Raw genomic sequence first — 19,814 nt, 5'->3', positions numbered from 1 at the left:
AGGGGTCCTCCGTCATGTCCTCCGCGTCCTCGCTCCTCGACCTGCTCACGCCCGATCCGGGGCGTGTCCCCTGGAATGAGCTCCAGGTCTTCGACTGGGTCCGCGCGCTCGAGGCTTGCCCGCAGGACCCGATCCACCACGCCGAGGGCAACGTCTGGATCCACACCCGCATGGTGCTGGAGACGCTCCTCGGGCTGCCCGAATGGCAGGCGCTGCCGGCCGAGGAGCAGCGCGTCGTGTACCTCGCGTGCCTCCTCCACGACGTGGCGAAGCCGGCGACCACCCGCGAGGAGGACGGGCGGATCACGGCCAAGGGCCACTCACGCGCGGGGGAGCTCCTCGCGCGCCGCCTGCTCTGGGAGCTCGGCGCGCCGTTCGCGCTGCGCGAGCAGGTGTGCGCGCTCGTGCGCTATCACCAGATCCCGTTCTATCTCATCGAGCGCGACGACGCGCGGCGCGTCGCCGCCGAGATCAGCCTCCAGGCGCGCTGCGACCTGCTCGCGCTCGTGGCCGAGGCCGACATCCGGGGGCGCGTCTGCGCGGACATGGGGCGCGTCGTCGACAACATCGAGCTCTTCCGCGAGTTCTGCCGCGAGGAGGGGTGTTACACCGCGCCGCGGTCCTTCGCCTCGGATCACACGCGCTTCGTGTACTTTCGCTCCGATCTCGCTGGCGGCCGCCACCCGGACATCGAGGTCTACGACGACACGCGCTCCGAGGTGGTGGTGATGAGCGGACTCCCGGGCGCCGGGAAGGATACCTATGTTCGCCACCACCTCGCCGACTGGCCGGTCGTCTCCCTGGACGCGCTGCGGAGCGAGCTGGAGATCGATCCGGCGGACACGCAGGGACAGGTGGTCCAGGCCGCGCGCGAGAGGGCGAAGGAATACCTGCGGCGCGGCGAGCGGTTCGTGTGGAACGGGACGAACCTCTCGCGGCAGCGGCGCGGCCCGCTATTGCAGATGGCGGCCGACTACGGGGCGAGGATCCGCGTCGTCTACGTGGAGGTGCCAGCATCCACGCTGTTCGCGCAGAACCGGGCGCGGGAGGCGGCGGTGCCGGAGGCGGTCATCCGCCGGATGATCGAGCGCTGGGAGATCCCGGCGAGGACCGAGGCCCACGAGGTGGTGCTGGCGGTGCGCTGACGCGCAGCCCCGGTCGGCCGGCTGCGCCAGCGCGCGGCATGGGGTACGCTGCGCCTGGAGCGACGTATGCCCTTCCAGAGCGAGAATTCTTTCATCCCGATTCCCCCGCCCGGCGAGGACGAGCTCCCGTACGACGATGGAGAGCCGATGGAATCCGAGCGCCACCTCGCGCAGATGGGCCTGCTCATCGAGGCACTGCAGCTGTTCTGGCGCGACCGGGACGACGTGTACGTCGCCGGCAACATGGCCATCTATTTCAGCGAGCTGCAGGCGAAGAAGAACGACTTCCGAGGCCCCGACGTGTTCGTGGTGCTCGACACCAACAGGCGCGAGCGCAAGTCCTGGGTCGTCTGGCAGGAGGACGGGAGGACGCCCGACGTGGTGATCGAGCTGCTCTCCGAGAGCACCCAGGCCGTCGATCGCGGCGACAAGATGCGGATCTACGCGAAGCTCCTGCACGTGCCGGAGTATTACCTGTTCGATCCGTTCTCGGGCGAGCTCGAGGCCTATGCGCTCGATCGAGCCACGCGGTCCTACCTACCGATGCCGCCCGAGGCGAACGGCGAGGTCGTGAGCGCGTGCCTCGGCCTGCGCCTCGGGGTGCGCCACGGCACGTACCGCGGCCTCGCGGTCGACTGGCTGCGCTGGATCGATACCCACGGGCGCGTGCTGCCGACCGGCGAGGAGCAGGCTCGCGCCGCCGAGGAGCAGGCCCGCGCCGCCGAAGAGCAGGCCCGCGCCGCCGGCGATGAGGCGAAGCGGCTCGCCGCCCGGCTCGCGGCCTACGAGAAGCAATTCGGCCCGCTGCCCGGCGGCGGCTCGGGCTAGCGGCTCCCCGACCGCCAGACGCCATGGGTCAGCCCCAGCCGACCCGCTCGCCCCGCCCGAACCCCGGCGCCAGCATCGCCGCCCACCGCGCCGGGCTCTTGATCCGCTCCCGCGCCATCACCGCGTCCGCCACGAGGAGCCGCTGGAGCCCCTTCTCCCCTCCGAGCAGCTCGCCCGCCTGGCGCCGCGCCGCCGCCGCATAGAGCGGCATGTCCGCCGCGTCGAACCCGGCCGCCGCCGCCTCCAGCTGCGCGATCGCCGCCTCCCTGTCGCCCCGTAGCTCGGCCGCGCCCGCGCGGATCAGCGGCACGAACGGGTCCGACCACGCCGTCTTCTCCCGGGCGAGCGCCGCGGCGTCCCGGAGCGCCGCCTGGATCAGCGCCTCCGGATCGGGCGCCGCCTCGGCCACGGCGAGCGCCGTGCACGCGCGCTCGACGTGGGCCATCACCCGGCTGTTCTGCATCATCAGCAGCATCGAGCCCTCGATCCTCGGCCAGGCGTCCGTGAGGCGCTTCATCGCGGCGCCGGCGCGGCCAGCGTACCGGTCGACGTAGGTCTCGCCGAGCAGCCCGACGAAATGCTCGAGGTGGAACCCCGACGTCGTCCACCTCGACAGCGCCCCCGCGATCGCGCCGCGCGCGCCCGCCACGTCGTCCGACGCGAGCGCCACCCACGTCGCCTGCGCGCTGAAGATCGCCACCGCGTAGAGATCCCCCCGCTGCTCGGCGGCGCGGAGCACCGCCGGCGTCGTCCGCGCGAGCGCGTCGATCTGCCCGCGGTAGTACCGCGCCCACGACGCCATCAGCTGCGTCGTCGCGAGCTCCCAGGACACGCCGGCGCAGCGGTCGCGCAGGAGCTCGTCGGCGACCTCGTACCACGCGGACGCGGCCTTCCAGCGCCCGGCCGTGAACGCCTCGAGCATGCCCGACACCATCATCGACAGGCCGAGGAGGTGCGGGCTGGCGAGCCGCTCCGAGAGCGCCCGCACCGCGGCGACGAGCTCCTCCGCGCGCGCCCGGCCCGGCGCCCCCATCATGCACGCGGACGAGGCCTCGAACGCGAGCGCGCGGCCGATGCGGTACGGCTCGCCGGCCCGCAGCGCGAGCAGCAGGGCGCGCGCCGAGAACTCGGCGGAGCGGACCATGTCGACGCCGGACAGCCCCACCGTCACCGTCCAGCAGGCGTCGATGCGCGCGAGCTCCTCCGGTGGCACCTCCGCCTCGGAGCGCTCGCGGAACCGGAGGCCCCGCAGGCGCAGCTCCGCCCGGTGCAGGAGCAGCGCCACCAGCGCGCGCCGCGGCGTCTCCGGGAACGACAGGCCGACCGCCCGGAGGACGGCGCGGACGAGCTCGATCCCCTCATCGATGTGCCCGCTCCGCAGGTACTGCTCGGCGGCCCGCCGGCGGAGCTCCAGCGAGAGCGCGCCGTCCGCCCCCTCCGCCGCCGCCGCGTAGATCCTCGCCGCCTCGGCGCTCTTGCCCGCGTTGACCATGGCGTCGGCGCACCGCACGCCGAGCGCGCGCCGCTCCGCCTCGGGGACATCCGCCTCGCGCGAGCGCAGGCGGAGCGCGAGCTCGTACAGCCGCGCCGCGCGCTCGAACGCGAGCGCCTCCGCCGCCTCCTCCGCCGCGCGCTCGGCGAGCCGCCCCGCCCGCGCCGCGTCCCCCGCGCCGAGCCAGTGCCGCGAGAGCGCCTCCGCGTCCGCCGTCCCCAGCGCCTCGAGCGCCCGCCCCAGCCTCCGGTGCCGCGCCGCGAGCTGCTCCGGGCCGAGCCGGCCGACCACGGCCGCGCGTACCCTGTCGTGCGACGCCTCGACGAGCTCGCCCTCGCCGGCGCGCCGCGCGGAGATCAGGTCCTCCATGAGCAGCAGCGTCGTCGCCGAGGCGAGCTCGTCGTCGCGGAGCTTCGCCGCGCGCGCCACGACCGCCGCGTCGATCGGCTCCCCGGCGACCGCGATCACCTCCAGCAGCCGGAGCGCCTGCCCCGGCAGGCGGCGGAGCCGCGCGTCGAGCGCCCTGCTCCACGCGGCGTCGCCCCGGGCGGCGTCCTCGCCCGAGAGCTCCTGCGCGTCGCGGGCGAGCTCGCCGAGCAGCCGCGGGTTGCCCCGCGAGGCGCGGGCGATGGCGTCCGCCCGCGCGCGGGTGACGTCGTCGCGCGCGAAGAGGAGCGCGAGCGAGAGCTCCTCGGCCTCGAGCGGCGAGAGCGGGCCGACCGCGATCTCGCCCAGCTCGCCGTCCCGGCGCGCCGACTCGATCCGCCCGCGCGCGCCGGCGGTCCCGGCCTCGGCGTCCGGGCGCTCGAGCCCCATCCCGTCGAGCAGCGCGCGGAGCGGCGCGCTCGTGGCGACGTCCTCGTCCCGGAAGCTGCCGAGGAACATCATCGCGGGCGCGTCGGGGGGCCGCGTGAGCTCGAGCAGGAGCGCCACGCTGTCGATGTCGCTCCACTGCAGGTCCTCGATCGCCACGACGAGCGGGCTGCGCTCGGCGATCCGCCAGAGCAGCTGGCGGAGCGCGGCGAAGCTGCGCTGCCGCAGCTCCTGCGCGTCGGGCGACTCGCTCGCGCGCGGCGCCGACGCGACGGCCGGCACGCGCGAGAGCACCGGGAACACCCGGGCGAGCGCGTGGACGTCGCGCGGCAGCAGGCGCTCCACCTCGTCGCCCGAGACCCGCCGGAGGAAGCGGCTCAGCGCCTCCATCACGCCCCCGAACGCCTTGTAGGACTCGCCCGCCGCGAGGGCGCAGCGCCCCCGCAGGACGACCGGCCCCCTGTCGCGGCGGAGCCCCATCAAGAAGTGGTGGATGAGCGCGCTCTTGCCCATGCCCGCGGCGCCGTGGACGAACACGGCGACGGGCCGCTCCAGCACGAGGGCCTCGGCGGCGCGCTGGAGCGCGCGCAGGTGCGGCCGGCGGCCGATGAAGTGCTCTATCGCCGGCGGCACGGGCGGGAGCAGCGCGCTCGCCGGCGCCGCCTCGGCGCTCGCCGGCGCGGCCTCGGCGCTCGCCGGCGCGGCCTCGGCGCTCGCCGGCGCGGCCCCGACGCTCGCCGAGGCAGCCTCGGCGCTCGCCGGCGCGGGCTCCGCGCCCTCCAGCGGGGGCTCGGCGCCCTCAGGGTCCTGCCGCTCCGCGCCCTCCACGCCGCGCCACCGTCACTTCTTGCTCAGGAACGTATCCATCGCGCGCCGGTGCTCCGGGCCGTTCCACTGCTCGGCGAACGCCCGTCGCTCGACCTCCGCGGCGGAGGCGCGCAGCGCCTCGCGCACCTCGCGCAAGGACCGCTTCATGGCCGCGACCGACGCGCGCGGGCCCTCGGCGATGCGGCCGACCTGCGCGATCGCCCGGCTCCGCGCGGCGCCGGTGGGGACGACCTCGCTCACGAGGCCGACGCGGAGCGCCTCTGCGGCGTCGATCCTCTCCGCTGTCAGGAGCAGCCGCGCCGCCGCGAGCGGCCCCACCCGCTCGCAGAGCCGCGTCAGCCCGCCCCAGGCCGGGGACAGGCCCATCTTGACGTGGCGGAACGAGAGCGCGGCGTGCTCCTCGACGATGACGAAATCGCAGAGCAGCAACAGCTCGCAGCCGCCTCCCAGCGCGTCGCCCTGCACCGCGGCGACGATCGGCACCTCGCTCTCCTCGAAGGCCGTGAGGCCCTCGAACAGCCGGAGGACCTCGCCCCCCTCCGCGCCGCCGGCGGAGAGCGCGTGGAGCTCGCGGATGTCGCCGCCCGCCACGAAGACGTCGCTGCTCGTCGCGGTGAGCACGACGCCGCGCACGCGCGGGTCGGCGCTGGCGCGGCGGATCACCTCGCCGAGGCGGCTCGCGAGGTCGCTGTCGATGGCGTTCCTGCGCTCGGGACGATCGATGGTCAGGACGACCGCATCGCCGGCCGCCTCGACCCGCAGGGTCACGAGAGGGCCCTCCGCGCGCCCCTCCCGCCGGTGAGCGCCGTGGCCTTCCGGCGGCTCGCGCCCGCCCCGTTCTCCGCCGCCGCGCGGCTGAGCCGCCGCGGCGCCGGCATGCGCTCGTCGTGGATCACCTCGGCGATCCGCGCCTCGAGCGTGCGGCGGCTGAGGCCGCGCTGCTCCGCCGCGTACCGCTCGGCGTAGGTGATGATCGCGCCCGCGACGTCGACGCCGCTCGCGCGCTCGATCCCCTCCAGGCCGGGCGAGCTGTTGATCTCGAGGATCTTCGGCCCGGAGCGCGCCTCGAGCATGTCGACGCCGGCGACCTCGAGGCCCATCGCCTTGGCGGCGCGGATCGCGACGCTCCGGTAGGCGCGCGGCAGCTTCACCCGATCGCCCTTGCCGCCGCGGTGGAGGTTCGAGCGGAACTCGCCCGGCTTGGCGACGCGGCGCATCGAGGCGACCACGCGGCCGCCGACGACGATGACCCGGATGTCGCGCCCCTTCGACTCGCGCACGTACTCCTGGAGCACGATGTCCTGGCCCATGGCCCAGAACGTCTCGAGCAGCGCGTGCACGGCGTGGGGCGTCTCGGCGAGCATGGTGCCGATGCCCTGGGTCCCCTGCTGGAGCTTCACGATCGCGGGGCAGCCGCCGACGAGCGAGAGCGCCGCCTCGACGCCGGCCGGGCTCCGGGCGCACACGGTGATCGGCACGTTGAGCTTGCGGCGCGTGAGCAGCTGGAGCGCGCGCAGTTTGTCGCGGCTCCTCGCGATCGAGACGGCGCCGTTCAGGACGGGGACGCCCATGAGATCGAACTGGCGGACGACGGCGAGGCCGTAGTTCGTGATGCTGGCGCCGATGCGCGGGATCACGATGTCGAAGCGGGGCACGGCCGAACCACCGACGAGCAACGACGGGCGACCGCGCGACACGACGATCTGGAAATCGAGCGGATCGATGACGCTGACGTCGTGACCACGCGCGCGCCCCGCGAGCACGATCCGGCTCGTCGAATAGAGGGACGCATTGCGGGACAGGACGAGGAGTCGCATGTGGCCCGGAGGCTAGCAGAGCCGGCAGACTGCGTGGATGGATGCGCGTGCCGATTCATTTTTCGCTCTTCGGCGGTTCTTCTGCCGCTCGCACCGCTCGCGCCGCTCGCGCCGCGGCCCGCACGGTCGCGCGCCGCGCCGTCGGCCCTCGTTTTCCATCGGGCTCCACGCGGCCCGTTCGGCGCCGCGTGGAGCCCGCGTGGCGCCGCGCGGCCCCGTGAGGTTCCCTGCGCGGCCCGCGCGGCGGACCAGGCGCGGCAGACGCGCGGAGATGCGGCGCTTGCGCTGGAAAATGTTTCGTGTACGAATCATCTCGGTCGTGCCGGCGAGGAGGGGTTCGCGATGTGGCAGCCGTTCACGGAAGAACATCAGCAGTTCAGGAAGACGGTGCGGGCCTTCGCAGAGAAGGAGCTCGCTCCTCATGTGGAGGAGTGGGAGGCGTCGGAGTGCTTTCCCAACTGGGTGTTCAAGCGCGCCGGCGAGCTCGGGATCCTGGGCGCGCACTTCCCGGAGGAGCACGGCGGCGCCGGGCTCGACTACTGGTTCTCGGCGGCCAAGGCCGAGGAGCTCGTGCGCTGCACGATGGCGGGCGTCTCGATGGGGCTGCTCGTGCAGAGCGACATGGCGACCCCGGTGATCAGCGACATCGGCACGAGGGAGCAGATCGAGGAGTTCCTCAAGCCGGCGCTCGCGGGCGACAAGATCGCCGCGCTCGGCGTCTCCGAGCCGGCGGCCGGCAGCGACGTGGCCGGGATCCGGACGATCGCGCGCAAGGACGGCGATGATTACGTGCTGAACGGGCAGAAGACCTTCATCACGAACGGGACGCGCGCCGATTTCGTGACGTTGCTCGCCAAGACGTCGCCGGACAAGGGCGCCCACGGCTGCTCGTTCTTCCTCGTGCCGACGGCGCTCCGCGGCTTCAACGTCGCGAAGAAGCTGAAGAAGATCGGCAACAAGTCCTCGGACACCGCGGAGCTCTTCCTGGAGGACGTGCGGGTGCCGGGGCGCTACCTGCTCGGCGAGCCCGATCAGGGCTTCGCGTACCTGATGCAGAACTTCCAGACCGAGCGGCTGGTCGCTGCGGTGAGCGCGATCGCGAGCTCGTTCATGACGCTCGACGGCACGGTCGAGTACGGGCGCGAGCGGGTGGCGTTCGGCAAGCCGATCATCAAGCGCGAGTCGTGGCAGCACAAGCTCGTGGACCTGTACACGCGCTGCGAGGCGGCGCGCGCGTTCGCGTACAAGTGCGTCGACCACTACAACGACGAGCGGTACGTGCGGAAGGTGCCGATCAGCTTCGACACGGTGAAGCTCATCTCGATGGCGAAGATCCTGGCCGGCGACGTGGCGAACGACGTCGTGGACACCTGCCTGCAGTTCCACGGCGGCTGGGGCTACATCGAGGACTTCCCGATCGCGCGCGCCTGGCGCGATCAGCGGCTCCTCCGCATCGGCGGCGGGACGACCGAGACGATGAAGTACTACCTGGCAAAGCTGATGAACTTCTGAGGGCCCCCGCGGCCCGGCGGCCGCATCGCCTCCAGGCCGCGCGCCCCCCTCCGCTGGGCACACCCACCAGGCGACGAGCGCAAACGGAAGCGAACGCACGCAAACGGAAGCAAACACACGCGAGCAGCCGCGAACCGACGCCCTTGGACACAAAAACGCGCCGGTCGAAAAAAAGTAGAGACAAGCGGCGCGAGAGGCTGTAGATATGCCGCTCCCAACGACCGGGGCTGTAGCTCAGCTGGGAGAGCGCATGACTGGCAGTCATGAGGTCAGGGGTTCGATCCCCCTCAGCTCCACCGATAGGACCGAAGGACTCCTGTTTCCGTAAGGAGTCCGCAGCGCCGTGCCCGCTTGCCGGCGTGTCGGAGTAGAGAACCCGGACATGGCTCTCTCGCCTCACTGGGTCTTTCCGGAGCTCGACGCGAGCGCGGTGGGCGCGGCGCGCGCGCGGCAGGACACGCTGACCAAGCCGCGCGGCAGCCTCGGCGTGCTCGAGGATCTCGCCGTGGCGCTCGCCGGCATCCAGGGCGGGCCGCCCGCGAGCCGGCCTGCGGCGGCGGTGCTCTTCGCCGCCGATCACCCTGTCGTCCGGCACGGCGTGTCGGCGTACCCGCCGGAGGTCACGGCGGCGATGGTGGCGAACTTCGTGCGCGGCGGCGCCGCCGCCAGCGTCCTCTGCCGGAACCTCGGTGTCGAGCTGCGGGTCGTGGACGTCGGCGTCGCCCACCCGTACGAGCGCGTCGACGGCGGCGATGGAGCGCGGCTGCGGCGCGATCCGGTCGCCGACGATCCCATCGGCGACCTGCGGATCGAGGACGCGCTCTCGGAGGCCGTCTACGAGCGCGCGCTCCGCGCGGGCGCCGCGGAGATCGACGCGCTCGGGGGCGACACGCGCGTCGTCCTGCTCGGCGACATGGGCATCGGCAACACGACGGCGGCGGCGGCCATGACGGCGCTGCTCCTCGGGGTCGCGCCGGAGGACGTCGTCGGGGCGGGGACCGGCGTCTCTGGCGACGCGCTGGCGCGCAAGATCGAGGTCGTTCGCGACGCGACGCGGCGCGCGCAGGGGGCCTCGGGCGTCCAGCGCACCGATCCGCACCGCGTCGTGCAGGCGGTCGGCGGGAAGGAGATCGCCGCGCTGGTCGGCGCCATGGCGCGGGCGATCGAGCGGCGGATGGCGGTGCTCGTCGACGGCTTCATCGTCTCGACGGCGGCGCTCGCGCTCGTCCGGATGTGCGCCGGGGCGCGATCGGGCATGCTCTTCGCCCACCGCTCGGCCGAGCGCGGCCACGCCCACGTCCTCGCGGCGCTCGACGCGCGCCCCTTGCTGGACCTCGGGATGCGGCTCGGCGAGGCGAGCGCGGCGCTGGCCGCGCTGCCCCTCCTCGACGCGGCCTGCGCCCTCCACGCCGGCATGGCGACGTTCGCGAGCGCGAGCGTGCCCGATCGCGCGCGGCCCGGGACGCGATGACGATGCCGCCGGTGCTGCGCGGCGCCCGCGCAGCGGCGACCTTCCTCACGCGCGTCCCGGTCGGCGGCTTCCCCTACGCCGAGGCGGACTGGCGCTGGGCCTCGGCCTGGTTCCCGTTCGTGGGCGCCGCGCTCGGCGCCGTCCAGGCCGCGGTGTGGCTGCTCGTCGACCGGGGCGGCGCGCTCGTCGCGGCGAGCGTCACCGTGGCCCTCGGGCTGCTGCTGACCGGGGCGTTCCACGAGGACGGCCTCGCGGACACGGCCGACGCGCTCGGCGGCGCGCTCGATCGCGCGCGGATCTTCGAGATCCTCAAGGACAGCCGCATCGGCGCGTTCGGCGCGGCCGCGCTGATCGTGGTCCTCGTGCTGCGCGTCGCCCTGCTCGCGCGGCTCGACGCAGCGGCGCCCGTCGCCCTCGTGCTGACGCAGTGCCTCTCGCGCACCCCGCCGATCTGGCTGATGGTCGCGCTGCCTTATGTCACCCAGAGCGGCTCGCGCAGCCGCCCGGTGGCGCAGGCGGCGCTCCCGCAGGCGCTGCTCGGCTCGCTCTGGCCGGCGCTCGCGCTCGCCGCGGCGCACGCCGCAGGGGCCCTCACGGCGGCCGAGGCGGCGGGCATGCTCGTCGCGGCCGCCGCCGCCGCGACGATCTGCGGCCTCCGCTTCCGCGCCCGCGCCGGCGGGCTCACGGGCGACTTCCTGGGCGCGACGCAGCAGATCGCCGAGTGCGCCGCGCTGCTCGCCCTCGCGCTCGTGCGGGGCGGCTGAGCCGCGGGCGCGCGCGTGGATCCCCTCGCCCACGGCCTCATCGCCTTCCGCCACGCCCCCGTCGCGCTCTCCGGCGTCTGCTACGGCCGCCTCGACGTCGCCGCGGAGCTCCCCCCGGAGGCTGCCGCGGCCGCGATCGAGCGCGCGCTCCACGAGCTCTGCGTCTGCCCCGGCGAGGTCTGGTCGTCGCGGCTCTCCCGCTGCGCGCTCCCGGCCGCCGAGCTCGCGGAGCGCCTCGGGGTGCCGCACACCCTCGACGATCGCCTCGCCGAGATCTCCTGTGGCGCCTGGGAGGGGCGCGCCTTCTCGGACATCGAGCGCGACGACCCGATCGCATACGCCGCGTGGCTCGACGGCTGGGAGCGCGTCGGGCCGCCCGGGGGCGAATCGGCGCTCGAGGTCGAGTCCAGGGTGCGGTCGTTCTGGCGCGAGCTCGGCGCCCCGCGCGCGCCGCGCGGCGTGGACGGCGTGGACGTCGCGTCCGACGCGGACGTCGCGTCCCGCGCGCGCCCGCACCTCCTTGTCGCGCACGCGGGCGTGCTGCGCGCGCTCCGGGTCGTCGCGTGCGGCGCCAGCTGGCCCGCGGCGATGAGCGCGCCGGTCCCCCACCTCACGGCCGAGCGCTTCCCTCTGCCCGCGTCCGCCCTTTCGCTGGCGGCCCCCTGAGGGGGGCGTACCCTCGTCGGGCATGACCCCGCAAGAAGAGCTCGCGCTCCTGCTGCGTCCGGCGGCCGGAGGCCTCTACCTCGTCTCGACCGGCCGCGCGCAGCAGCTCGAGGTCCAGCGGAGGCTCTACGGCGCCGCGACCGAGGAGGAGGTCCTCGCGCGGTTCCGCGCGTCGCTCGACCGCATCGCCGGCGCGCGCGCCGTCTTGCTCGGCGTGCCCTCCGACGTCGGCGCGGGGTTCCTCCGCGGCTCCAACATGGGCCCGCAGGCCATCCGGACCGCGCTCCTCGACGCCTTCCCGGACTTCCCCGAGCGGGAGCGCGAGGTCGGGCTCGTCGACATCGGCGACGTGTTCGTCGTCCCCCAGCTCCTGCACGACGACATGCTCTCGGAGGCGCAGAAGGCCGCGTCGCGCCGCGCGCTCTACCCTGGTGTGCCCGAGCCCGCGGCGTCGCGGCTGCCGGTCTCGCCGCTCTCCATCGCGGAGCGCGCGCTCGATCTCGTCTTCTCGATCAACCCGGGCGTCGCCCCCATCGTGCTCGGCGGCGATCACTCCACCGCCTTGCCGGTCGCGCGCGCGCTCGCCCGCGCGCGGAAGCGGCCGTGGGGCATCGTCCAGCCGGACGCGCACACCGATCTCCTCGAGGAGCGGCTCGGCATCGCGTACTGCTTCGCCACGTGGTCGTACCACGCGAACGAGCTTGTCGGGCGGGGCGGCCGGCTGACGCAGGTGGGGGTCCGCGCGTCGCAGAAGCCGCGCGAGCACTGGGAGAGCCGCTACGGCGTGCGCCAGTTCTGGGCGGCCGAGTGCCGCGCCGATCCGGCGGCGGCGCTCGACGCCATCGTGGCCCACGTGAAGAGCACCGGCGTCGAGGGCGTGTATTTCTCGAACGACATCGACGGCACGGACGCCGCGTACGCCGACGCCACGGGGACGCCGGAGCCGGACGGCCTGTCGCCCGAGTTCGTCGTGGCGCTCATCCGCCGGCTCGGGCGCGAGGTCGGCCTGATCGGCGGCGACGTCATGGAGGTCGCGCCCGCGCTCCAGCCGACGCCGGAGAGCGCGGCGCGCACGGTCACGCTGGCGGTGCGCTACCTGCGCGAGACGATCGAGGCCACGGTCGGCCGCGCGCTCGCCTGACGTCGCTCAGGGCTCGGGGCCTCTGGCTGCGGGCAGGGCGGCGTCGCGGGCCCAATCGCTCCAGGACCCCTCGTAGAGGATCGCGTCCTCGCGGCCGAGCGTCGCCAGGGCGAGGAGGTCGTGGCAGGCGGTGACGCCGGAGCCGCAGTAGCAGACCACGGTGGCTGCATCGAGCGCGCCGAGGTCGCGATAGCGCCGCTCGAGCTCGGCGCGCTCGCGGAAGGCGCCCCCGGGGGCGATGAGGTTCTCGACGAACGGGGCGGAGCGGGCGCCGGGGATGTGGCCCGGGCGGGCATCGACGGGCTCGGTCTGCCCCTCGTAGCGCTCGCGGGCGCGCGCATCGAGGATCACCGCCGCGGAGTCGCGGCGCAGCCTGTCGACAGCGGCCTTGTCCGCGACCGGGGCGCCGCCGGCGGCGAGATCCATGGTGGGCGCTGGCGCGAACGTGGGTGCCTCGGTCGAGAGGGGGTGTCCCGCGGAGGTCCACGCCTGGAGTCCGCCGTCGAGCACGCGCCCGCCGGGATGACCGAAGTAGCGCAGCAGCCACCAGAGCCGGGCGGCGATGGCCCCACCGGCGTCGTCATAGCCGACGACCACCGAGCCTGGGGCCACCCCGATCCGGCCGAGCACGCGCGCGAACGCCGCCGCGTCGGGGAGCGGGTGGCGGCCTGGTCCTCCGTGCGCCGGGCTGGAGAGATCGGCATCGACGTCGAGGTGGATGGCGCCAGGGATGTGGCCGCGGGCGTACTCGTCGACGCCGCGGCGACCGCCGAGGTACCAGCGGCAGTCGACGACGCGGACCCGGGGATCGCCCGCGTGCGCTGCGAGCCAGGCGGCATCGACGAGCGGACCGGGGGGCACGAGGAAGGGATCGCTCATGGGCGAAGGGTACCCACCCTGCTCGCGCCGGGCCACATCGCGTCCTCGCCACGCTCGACGTGCTCGGCTGTGCCCGACGGCGCCGAGCAGCCGCCCGCGACTCCAGCGCTCGAGGACGCGCCCCGAAGCGACGGCATTTGCAAGCACTTCTGACAGTCGAGACCGGCTTGAGGGATCAAGCATGTACGTCAATCGGCGCGTACAGCATCGCTGGATGCGAGGAGTGCCACGACAAAGCGCTTGATTTTCAAACGCTCTTGCTCGTCCTGCCCTTCAGGACGGCACCCCTGGCCTCGCTCAGCGCTCCACCGAGCGAGCCGCCGGGGCACGCGCGACGTGCTCACAAAAGTTTGGCTTCATCAGATCCATTCATCGATCGTGCTTCGCCTTGAAGGCCCGACGGTTCGAAGCCTCTCCTTTGGTCCCAGCCAGTGAGAGAGAACTATACTTTTCTCTCCAACCACTTTAATCACGATCCATGAAACTTCGATTCTCAAATTACGCCGCCGCAGCGATCGTCACCCTCCTCTCCCCTCTTTCAGGCTGCTCCGACGATGGGAGCACCGGCACCTCGGAAGCCGGCACGACCGGTGGAGGGTCCAGCTCGAGTGCATCCGCGTCCGGCGTGGAGGGCTCGGGCGGGGATGGCGCCGGAGGGGCCACGGCCTCCAGCTCGACCTCCGCTGGAACCGGCGGTGGCGGCTCAGCGGTCGACCCGACCTTTGAGACGGTCCGGGCGGTCGTCGCGCAAGCTGGCTGCTCCACTGCGAGTTGCCACAACGGCGAGGCGAAGCCGACGCTCGTGGACGACAACACCCTTTACACGACCCTGACGACGCACATCTCCGAGGCGTGCGGAGACATTCCGCTCGTCACCCCCGGCGAGCCAGAACAGAGCGCCCTCGTCAAGATCCTCAAAGGCCCCTGCGGGGATATCGCCCGCATGCCCAACGGATGCGTCGGCGTGCCCGGCCCGGAATACACTTGCTTGCTCCAGGAATACATCGACGCGATCGAGCAATGGGTCGCGAACGGCGCGCCGCAGTGAGCGGCCGATGACGACGACGCGGGCTCCGCCCCGGAGCTCCGCGTCGTCGTGCTGATGCAAGAAGTCCGCTCCCTTCAGGAGGGGCCTTTTTGCATCTCGCTCACGCGGGTCGACCCGGCACCAGCGACGATCAGCCGTTCGCGCGAAGCATCTTGAACTCACCAGGATTCTTGATGGACACCGGGTTGTTCTCGCTGACGAAGAGCTTTGTGTCGTCGTGCTTGCCGAAGCAGGTCACCTCTGCCGAGCCGCCGATCGCCGGGAAGCCGTCCGCGCCAGCCTTCACCCCGATGGCGTTCAGCAGGTTGCAGAAGTATTTGTTGATCGGCTGCGTGGCGACGTCCGGCGGAGTCCCTGTGCCATCGATCGCGGCGAAGTCGAGCTTCGTCTGGCCCGGTCCGCAGGCAGCCTCGCTGCTGCCGACGGCCAGGTCGGCCTTGCCCCCTTCGACGTTCACGGCCTGGCCCACCTTGAAGTAGCCGCCGCAGTCCCCCGCCTGGAGGATCGGGAGGTTGTTGAGGTTGTGGCTGTTGCCGTCGGAGTCTTCCTGGAACCAGACGGTCGCGGTGTTGTCGAGGAGCTTCCGGTCGCCCTCATCGATGCTGTCCAGCCGACCGACGAGGTAGGCGAACTTCTTGGCGTACCAGTCGTCGATCTCCTGAATCATCTCGATGACACCAGGAACGCAGTCCCCGCCCATGTTGGCGTCGCCGACGCGGTGGGAAATGCCATGGGAGTCCTTCGAGTGATTGATTCCATCCCATTTGAACGTGACGCCCCCGGGGAACTTCATGAAGATGACGCGGTTCTGGTCGCAGATGGCCGAGAGCACCGCGAGGTCCATCATGACGTTCGTCGACTTCGACAGGTCGACGCCGAGGCCACCCCCCTGCGAGGCCGCCTGCACGGACTGGGCCGTCAAACCGAGCGCCTCTGCCTGGGCGGCGCTGCACTGGGCCCTGACCGTGTTCGTCGTCTGGTGGAGGAGGTCCTTCCAGTCGGAGAGTCGCTGCTTGTCCGCCTTGCTCATCCTGACCCTCTCGAAGGACTCCAGATCCTCCCGCACGACGTCGATCACGCTCTTGCCGCGGGCCACCTTGTACGTATCCTGCGACACGGGGCCCTGACCGAAGAGGCCCGTGAGGTTGTTGTAGATCGTCGTCGGAGACCCGATGCCAGGGAAGATCTGCTTGGGCTGGTCGTACGAGAAATTGGAGAAAGAATCCTGCCGCACCCCGCCGATCTGCATCACGAGGGGGGCCGCGCCATTGGGGTTGACCTGCTCCGCGGCGATGTGGTCGAGCGACCGCCCGGTCGACTTCGCGTTGAACTTGTCGCTCTCAGGCGTCACCGGGTAGCAGGTGAAATACGACCCCATGACCTGACCGTGGGGGTCGTTGTTCTGGCCGTGGGTCCGCCCGAAGCTCCACTCGTTCATCGCCCGGATGCCACGGGGCATCAGGAGCTTCTTTGCAAAGGGAGCGAGGTGCTTGAGCGTCGTCGCCTCGTAATCGGCGGCGGTCAATTCGCCATGGGACTTCTTCGGGAACCACCGGTTCGTCAGGCAGCCATAGTGCGTGAAGAGCACGATCAGCCGCTTCGGAGCGCCGCCGCCGGCCGACTGCGCCTCCGCGTCACGCTCGGCGACAGAGCCCAGGAAAGGTGCAGCGACGACGGCTCCACCCAGGCCTCGGAGGAATACTCTTCGGTTGAGGTTCTTCATCATGGTCGTATTCCTTCTCAGTTCCCGACGATGGTGCGCAGGCGGAACGAATCGGCCTGGGTAAGATCGGTGAGCAGATTGATGATTGTGTAGCCGTCGTTGGACAGCTTGTCGCTGAGCTCGTTGACGGTGCAGGCGTCGTTCGTGTTCGGCACCCTCCGGCGAGCCCAGGAGACCCACTGCTCGGCATAGTGACGCTTGGCGATCTCCCCCGCACCGAGCTCGGTCATCATCTCGAGGGGCGTCGTGATCGCCCTGGTGTTGGTGTCGCTGAAGTAGACGTCGCCCGTCGCGTCGATGTCGCCGCCGAGCAGATCCTTTGTCTGCACCTTGCCAAGGGAGTCGAACCTCTCGAGCACGAAGCCCGGCGGGTTGACGAACTTGCTGTGGCATTCGACGCACCCCGCAGGGGAGGTCAGCGCCTCGATGGCCTCACGCTCCGTGGAGAACGGGCCCGGCGGCCGCGGCGTCTGGTCCGCGCCGGGCGTCGGCTTCAGGGTGAGCCCGAGCAGCCTGTTGGAGACGAACGCGCCCCGCAGGATCGGGCTCGTGGCGCCGAAGGACGAGTAGGAGCTCAAGAACCCAACGCGGGTCAAGAACCCCGGCCGCTCGGTCGGGTCGAGCTCCACCCGCGTCAGCTCCGCGCCGTAGTCCGCGGCGTTGAGCCCGTAGATCGGAGCGGTGTCCTTGTTGACGTACGCGACGTTGCTCAGGAAGATGTCCTTGAACGACCCCCCGTCGAACGCCACCTCCTCGAAGAAGGCGTCGATCTCGGCCAGCATCGGAGCAACGATGTCCGGGGAGTAGTCGGGGAACCGGGTCGTGTCGTGCTCGACCGTTCCCCAGTGCGACCCCTGACGGATGTCCGCATAAGCACGATGAAACAGGGCCACGATCGGCGCCGTCTTGGCGCGGTCCTGGACCATCCGCCCCGCCTGCGCGAGGATCTGCTCCTTGGTGGTGAGCTGACCGGCGTCTGCGGCCGTGTTCAAGGCGTCATCTGGAATGGAGCCCCAGAGCAGGAACGCGAGCCTCGTCGCCACCTCGTGGCTGGAGAGCTTGATGGCGCCGCTCTCCGCGTCGTCCGTCAGCTCGGGGACCGTGATGAACGAGGGCGAAGCGAGCATGGCGAAGAGGATGGCCTCGGCGACCTCCGCGGGCGTGCCCTTGGGCTCCAGCGTGTTGAAGCGCATGTAGCGCTGCACCTCTTCGTCCGTCACAGGGCGGCGGAAAGCCTTGCGGCCGAAAGCGCGGATCGTCGACTCGAGGCACCCGGCCGCGGCCGGATCGCAGGCGATGAACTTGGACTTGCTCGCCCCGGCCATCACCTCGGCGGCAATGCTCTCGGCTGCCACGAGGTAGGAGTTCCAGGCGATATCCGTCATGCTGCCCTCGAAGTCGGCCACGAGGAGAGAGGACGGGTTGCCCGTGGGGGCGTTCGGCAGGCTCGTCACGCCGAGCAGATCCCTCACCACCGCGTCGTACTCCCGGTTCAAGAGCCGCGAGACCTGGGATGTCGCCCAGATGCCGGGGGTGCAGACATCCGGGTCGCCGGGGTCCGGCTCCTCCGCTCCGCCCCCCGTACCGGCGCCAGAAGTCTCCCCACCGCTGGAGGAGACTCCCGGTTCACCGGGCGCGATCTCGCCAGTGCAACCAGCGAGAAAAGTTGATGACGTCAAAAGTGTCGCCGTACCGATGTACGCCAGTTGCCGCAGCGTTCGCATAACGACACTATCCCCGACCCGCACCGAACTGATCCCCTGGCGCAGGATTCCAACGCGGCCCAACCAGCAATACCCGATTCGGTGAGTTGGCGCCCGCAAGCGCTCTTGAGACCGCTCGCGCGGCAGAATCTTCGCGCATGGCTTTAAGAGGACGTGTCATGAGCGCGGAGCGCCGGAGCACCGGGCCCACGCGGCGCATTCATCACTCGAGCGCGCGACAGGCTCGGGAACGAAACCGCTCAGGCGTTCGCCCTGAGCGCCGTGAACTCGCCTGGATCGTGGAGGGTGGAAGGATTGGTCCCGCCACCGATGAAGTCTTCCGTCCGGTCGTACCTGCCGAAGTGGGTCACGGGCTCCGAACCGCCCTTTGCCGGGAAACCATCCGTGCCTGCCTTGACGCCGAGGGCGTTCATCAAGTTGCAGAAGTACTTGTTGATCGGCGCGTTGGCGAGCGACGGATCGGTCCCCGTTTCCTGGGAGACCCCGTCGACCTGGTCCGACGTGCCAGGGGCACACGTGATCTCGCTGTTGCCGGTCGTGAGATCGGGCGAGCCGTCGTCGACGTTCACGGCCCAGCCGGTCTTGAAATAGCCGCCGGCGCTGCCGGCCTGGAGGATCGGCATGTTGTTGAGGTTGCGGGCGCAGCCGTCCGACACGTCCTGGAACCAGACGGCCGCGCAGTTGTCGAGGAGCGTCCCGTCCCCCTCGTCGATACGGTTCAGCTGGCCGACGAGGTGGGCGAACTTCCTCGCATAGTAGTCGTCGATCTTGAGCAGCATGTCGAGCACCCCCGGGACGCAGGTCCCCGTGATGTTCGCGCTGTCCAGGCGACCCGAGATACTGGCGCTCTCGTACGCCAGGCCGAGCCCCTTGAACAGGAAGGTCCCGGGGTACTTCAGGAAGATGACAGGGTTCGCGTTGCACGCCGCCGCGAGCACGGCGAGGTTCGAATGGAGGTCCGCTCCGTCCAGACCATCCGAGATTCGCCGCGTCAGCCGGTCGTCGACGCTCGGAGTCGTGCTCGCCAGGTCGACGTTCTCCTGCGTCGCGCCGAGCGCCATGGCGAGGGACGTGTCGCACTGCGAAGAAGCCACCACGCTTCCTGTCGCGTCGAGGAGCTCCTTCCAGGCAGCGAGCTTCTGCTTGTCGGCACGGCTCATGTCGAGCCGCTCGAGCCTCTGCAGATCATCCTTCACGATGTCGAGGACGCTCTTGCCGCGCATCGCCGCGTAGGTGTCCGGAGACGTCGGCTTCCCCGGTTCGAAGATGCCCGTGAGGCTGCTGAAGGCCTGCGACGCGTTAAGGCCCTTGAAGAGGGTCTCGGCGGCGGAGTAGGAGATCGCCGAGAAAGCGCCGTCATTCTGACCAGCGGTGTTCAAGAGCAACGGAATGCCTTGCGGGCTGAGCTGTCGCGCGATGACGTGGTCCAGCGAGGGACCGGTCGGCTTGGCGTTGAACTTCGTCGCTTGGTCGAAGCTGAACGGGTCGTCGCTGTTGGGAGTGACCGGGTGGCAAGTGAAGTACGACCCGTTCACCTGCAAGTGGCGATCGTTCCCCTGCCCCCGCTCCAGCCCCACCGTCCACTCGTTCATCGCGCGGATGCCTCGGGGCATGAGGAGCTTGTCGACGTACGGCGCCAGGTGCTTGAGCGTCGTCGACTGGAGGTCCGCGGCGGTGAGCGGGCCGTGCGACTTCCTCGGGAACCACCGCGTCGTGATGCAGCCATAGTGGGTGTACATCACGATCAGCCGCTTCGGCGGCGTGACCGGCTGCGCCATCACGGTGCGGTCGGTGAGCGAGCCGAGGAAGGGCGCTGCAACGCAAGCTCCGCCCAGCCCCCGGAGGAAGATTCTTCGGTTCACGCGCTTTGCCATGATCGTACTTTTCTCGCTTCAATGGAAGCAGCCGCCCGGCCGCCACCCGGAACGCCCTCCGGATGCCCGCGCGTGCCACCTCTCCATCG

The 19,814-nt window shown here is 71.5% G+C and carries 15 protein-coding genes and 1 tRNA gene; 9 read left to right on the top strand and 7 right to left on the bottom strand.

Annotated features, from left to right (window positions below):
- Window positions 1-14 precede the first annotated feature (14 nt).
- Window positions 15-1,145 (top strand): AAA family ATPase, encoded by a 1,131-nt coding sequence (locus WMF19_RS41245; RefSeq protein WP_437895383.1) that lies wholly within the window; start codon window positions 15-17, stop codon window positions 1,143-1,145.
- Between the two features lie 66 nt (window positions 1,146-1,211).
- Window positions 1,212-1,973, top strand: coding sequence for a Uma2 family endonuclease (locus WMF19_RS41240; RefSeq protein ID WP_437895382.1), 762 nt, complete (start codon window positions 1,212-1,214; stop codon window positions 1,971-1,973).
- A 28-nt stretch (window positions 1,974-2,001) separates the two neighbouring features.
- On the opposite strand, the gene WMF19_RS41235 is transcribed toward WMF19_RS41240, so the two are convergent.
- Genes WMF19_RS41235 through WMF19_RS41225 form a run of 3 tightly spaced genes read right to left on the bottom strand, consistent with a single transcriptional unit; the run spans window position 2,002 to window position 6,923 of the window.
- Window positions 2,002-5,106: an ATP-binding protein gene (locus WMF19_RS41235; RefSeq protein ID WP_437895381.1), complete on the bottom strand. Its 3,105-nt coding sequence runs from the start codon at window positions 5,104-5,106 to the stop codon at window positions 2,002-2,004.
- Between the two features lie 12 nt (window positions 5,107-5,118).
- A complete protein-coding gene (locus WMF19_RS41230) occupies window positions 5,119-5,874 on the bottom strand; it encodes an enoyl-CoA hydratase/isomerase family protein (RefSeq protein ID WP_437895380.1) in 756 nt (251 codons plus the stop codon).
- A complete protein-coding gene (locus WMF19_RS41225; RefSeq protein ID WP_272104427.1) occupies window positions 5,871-6,923 on the bottom strand; it encodes a RimK family alpha-L-glutamate ligase in 1,053 nt (350 codons plus the stop codon). Before WMF19_RS41225 ends, WMF19_RS41230 begins: the two co-directional genes overlap by 4 nt.
- A 342-nt stretch (window positions 6,924-7,265) precedes the next feature.
- Between WMF19_RS41225 and WMF19_RS41220 the strand changes: the two genes are divergently transcribed.
- From WMF19_RS41220 to WMF19_RS41195, 6 genes are all read left to right on the top strand, one after another.
- The gene (locus WMF19_RS41220; RefSeq protein ID WP_437895379.1) at window positions 7,266-8,435 is read left to right on the top strand and encodes an acyl-CoA dehydrogenase family protein; all 1,170 of its coding nucleotides are present in this window, start codon (window positions 7,266-7,268) and stop codon (window positions 8,433-8,435) included.
- A 223-nt stretch (window positions 8,436-8,658) separates the two neighbouring features.
- Window positions 8,659-8,731 (top strand) — tRNA-Ala (locus WMF19_RS41215).
- Window positions 8,732-8,817: 86 nt separating this feature from the next.
- The gene (gene cobT, locus WMF19_RS41210; RefSeq protein WP_437895378.1) at window positions 8,818-9,906 is read left to right on the top strand and encodes a nicotinate-nucleotide--dimethylbenzimidazole phosphoribosyltransferase; all 1,089 of its coding nucleotides are present in this window, start codon (window positions 8,818-8,820) and stop codon (window positions 9,904-9,906) included.
- Window positions 9,903-10,670, top strand: coding sequence for an adenosylcobinamide-GDP ribazoletransferase (locus WMF19_RS41205; protein ID WP_437895377.1), 768 nt, complete (start codon window positions 9,903-9,905; stop codon window positions 10,668-10,670). The genes cobT and WMF19_RS41205 overlap by 4 nt, the downstream gene beginning before the upstream one ends.
- A 15-nt stretch (window positions 10,671-10,685) precedes the next feature.
- Window positions 10,686-11,336 carry a histidine phosphatase family protein gene (locus WMF19_RS41200; protein ID WP_437895376.1) on the top strand — a complete coding sequence of 217 codons (651 nt, stop codon included), beginning with the start codon at window positions 10,686-10,688 and terminating at the stop codon, window positions 11,334-11,336.
- A 22-nt stretch (window positions 11,337-11,358) separates the two neighbouring features.
- Entirely contained in the window at window positions 11,359-12,477 is a 1,119-nt protein-coding gene (locus WMF19_RS41195) for an arginase family protein (protein WP_437895375.1), read from the top strand.
- 6 nt (window positions 12,478-12,483) lie between these two features.
- On the opposite strand, the gene WMF19_RS41190 is transcribed toward WMF19_RS41195, so the two are convergent.
- Window positions 12,484-13,356 carry a sulfurtransferase gene (locus tag WMF19_RS41190; RefSeq protein ID WP_437895374.1) on the bottom strand — a complete coding sequence of 291 codons (873 nt, stop codon included), beginning with the start codon at window positions 13,354-13,356 and terminating at the stop codon, window positions 12,484-12,486.
- Between the two features lie 802 nt (window positions 13,357-14,158).
- On the opposite strand from WMF19_RS41190, the gene WMF19_RS41185 reads away from it, so the two are divergent.
- Entirely contained in the window at window positions 14,159-14,404 is a 246-nt protein-coding gene (locus tag WMF19_RS41185) for a hypothetical protein (protein ID WP_437895373.1), read from the top strand.
- Between the two features lie 130 nt (window positions 14,405-14,534).
- Here WMF19_RS41185 and WMF19_RS41180 read toward each other — a convergent pair whose 3' ends face one another.
- From WMF19_RS41180 to WMF19_RS41170, 3 genes are all read right to left on the bottom strand, one after another.
- The gene (locus tag WMF19_RS41180; RefSeq protein WP_437895372.1) at window positions 14,535-16,130 is read right to left on the bottom strand and encodes a DUF1552 domain-containing protein; all 1,596 of its coding nucleotides are present in this window, start codon (window positions 16,128-16,130) and stop codon (window positions 14,535-14,537) included.
- Window positions 16,131-16,144: 14 nt separating this feature from the next.
- On the bottom strand, window positions 16,145-17,623 hold the full coding sequence (locus tag WMF19_RS41175) for a DUF1592 domain-containing protein (protein ID WP_437895371.1): 1,479 nt from the start codon (window positions 17,621-17,623) through the stop codon (window positions 16,145-16,147).
- A 467-nt stretch (window positions 17,624-18,090) separates the two neighbouring features.
- Window positions 18,091-19,713 (bottom strand): DUF1552 domain-containing protein, encoded by a 1,623-nt coding sequence (locus tag WMF19_RS41170; protein ID WP_437895370.1) that lies wholly within the window; start codon window positions 19,711-19,713, stop codon window positions 18,091-18,093.
- Between the last annotated feature and the right edge of the window lie 101 nt (window positions 19,714-19,814).

The sequence above is a fragment of the Sorangium sp. So ce124 genome (genome assembly GCF_051525235.1).
GTDB lineage: Bacteria > Myxococcota_A > Polyangia > Polyangiales > Polyangiaceae > Sorangium > Sorangium atrum.
The sequence above is the reverse complement of the archived record's forward strand: the minus strand, read 5'-3'. Positions and strand labels throughout refer to the sequence as shown.